The sequence below is a fragment of the Gillisia marina genome (assembly GCF_000258765.1).
Classification (GTDB): Bacteria; Bacteroidota; Bacteroidia; order Flavobacteriales; family Flavobacteriaceae; genus Gillisia; species Gillisia marina.
This window is the reverse complement of the sequence record NZ_AJLT01000094.1, coordinates 1-2086: the sequence shown is the minus strand read 5'-3', so window position 1 is coordinate 2086 and position 2086 is coordinate 1. Positions and strand designations below refer to the sequence as shown.

Below are 2086 nucleotides of genomic sequence, written 5' to 3'. Positions count from 1 at the left end.
TTTTTTCTGATGGTAATTTCTTTCAAATTATTGAAGGCGAAAAAGAGATAATTTCCAAACTATTTGAAGCTATTAAAGAAGATAAGCGCCATCACAATATTATGCAGATTTTCGGAAAAGACATACATAAAGAAGCATATGATGGATATGATTCCGATTTTGTATCTGAGCAGGCTGATTATGATCCCGAGAAATTTCAACATTATTTAAATCAGATAAAAGTATTAGAGATAAGTGCTCAAGCTGCAGTAAAAAATATACTAAAGGCATTTTTACCTATTTAGAAAGTAGAAACCTATTTTTCTTGTTATTTTTACATAATAATTCCAATAAATTCTCATGAAAAATATACTTATTGCTCCCTCGGTTTTAGCAGCCGATTTCGCGAATTTACAGCGAGATATAGAAATGATAAATAAGAGTGAAGCAGATTGGTTTCATATAGATATTATGGATGGGGTATTTGTACCAAATATTTCGTTTGGAATGCCTGTGCTACGTGATATTGCAAAGCATGCAAAAAAAAACGATCGATGTACATTTAATGATTGTAGATCCTGACAGGTATATTAAAGAATTCGCACAATTAGGAGCAAATATCTTAACGGTTCACTATGAAGCTTGCCCACATCTTCACAGAACGCTACAGGCGATTAAAGCTGAAGGAATGAAAGCCGGAGTTGCACTAAATCCACATACCAATGTGTCCCTATTAGAAGATATTATTAATGATATCGATTTAGTTTGTATTATGAGTGTGAATCCCGGCTTTGGTGGACAAAGTTTTATTGATAACACCTATTCCAAGGTAAAGAAACTTCAGGAGTTAATTAAAAAACATGGCGCTGATACACTTATAGAAATAGACGGTGGAGTTACTAATAAAAATGCGGCAGCGTTAGTAAATGCAGGAGCAAATGTTTTGGTCGCAGGAAGTTATGTGTTTAAGGCTTCCAATCAAACAGAAACTATTAAAGAACTTAAGGAAATTGCAAATTCATAAAGAATTAGACTTAATTATTATTGGCGGAGGCCCAATTGGGATTGCCTGTGCTTTGGAAGCAAAGAAGCATAATTTAACCTATGTTATTTTGGAAAAAGGATGTTTGGTAAATTCTCTTTACCACTACCCTACCAATATGACATTTTTCTCTACTTCTGAAAAGTTAGAATTAGACAATATTCCCTTTATAAGTAACAATCCAAAACCGCATAAAGCTGAGGCTTTAGAATATTACCGAAGAATTACCACTTCTAATGACTTGAATATTCATTTATTTGAAAAAGTGAATTCGGTTGAAACTTTGGAAAATAAACTTCATAAGGTAATAACTTCTAAGTCTGAGTACACTGCCAAAAACGTGATTGTAGCTACCGGCTTTTATGATATCCCCAATTATTTGAATATCCCCGGAGAGGATCTTGCAAAGGTGAATCACTATTATAATGATCCGCATTATTTTGCTACTCAAAAAACAGTTATCGTAGGAGCTAGTAATTCTGCGGTGGATGCTGCTTTGGAAATTTATCGTAAAGGTGGAGAAGTCACAATGGTTGTTCGAGAAGAAGCAATTGGCGAACGCGTAAAATACTGGGTTCGTCCAGATATTATAAATAGAATTGAAGAAGGTAGTATTAAGGCATATTTTTCTTCTGAACTATTAGAAGTTACCGAGGAAGATGTTCTTATAACTACACCAGAAGGCCAAAAAAGACTAAAAAATGATTTCGTAGTCTTACTTACTGGTTATCGTCCAAATTTTGATTTTTTAGAATCTATGGGAATCACGCTGTCTCAAGATGAAAAAAGAATCCCTACCTACAACCAAGCTACGATGGAAACTAATGTTCCAGGAATTTATTTGGCAGGTGTAATTTGTGGAGGAATGGAAACCCATAAATGGTTTATAGAGAATTCAAGGATTCACGCAAAAATGATTGTAGAGGATATTGTGGGTTAAGACTCAATAAAACAAAAAAGAGAATCCCAATTTGTAATTGAGATCCTCTTTTTAATTTATGATATATGCTGAATTACATTACTATAACCTCTGCATTTTTATGATTATATTTTTTCCTGTTTATC

Annotated in this window: 2 protein-coding genes and 1 pseudogene; all 3 read left to right on the top strand. The window is 33.5% G+C overall.

What is annotated here, in order from left to right:
• Positions 1 to 284, top strand: a 284-nt coding sequence (locus tag ON07_RS13775) for a BLUF domain-containing protein (protein WP_010232631.1), incomplete at its 5' end; no start/stop codon positions are given.
• A gap of 55 nt (positions 285 to 339) precedes the next feature.
• Positions 340 to 1003, top strand: a pseudogene (rpe, locus tag ON07_RS15710) (ribulose-phosphate 3-epimerase).
• On the top strand, positions 990 to 1961 hold the full coding sequence (locus tag ON07_RS13765) for a YpdA family putative bacillithiol disulfide reductase (protein WP_010232629.1): 972 nt from the start codon (positions 990 to 992) through the stop codon (positions 1959 to 1961). The pseudogene rpe and the gene ON07_RS13765 overlap by 14 nt, the downstream one beginning before the upstream one ends.
• Positions 1962 to 2086 lie beyond the last annotated feature (125 nt).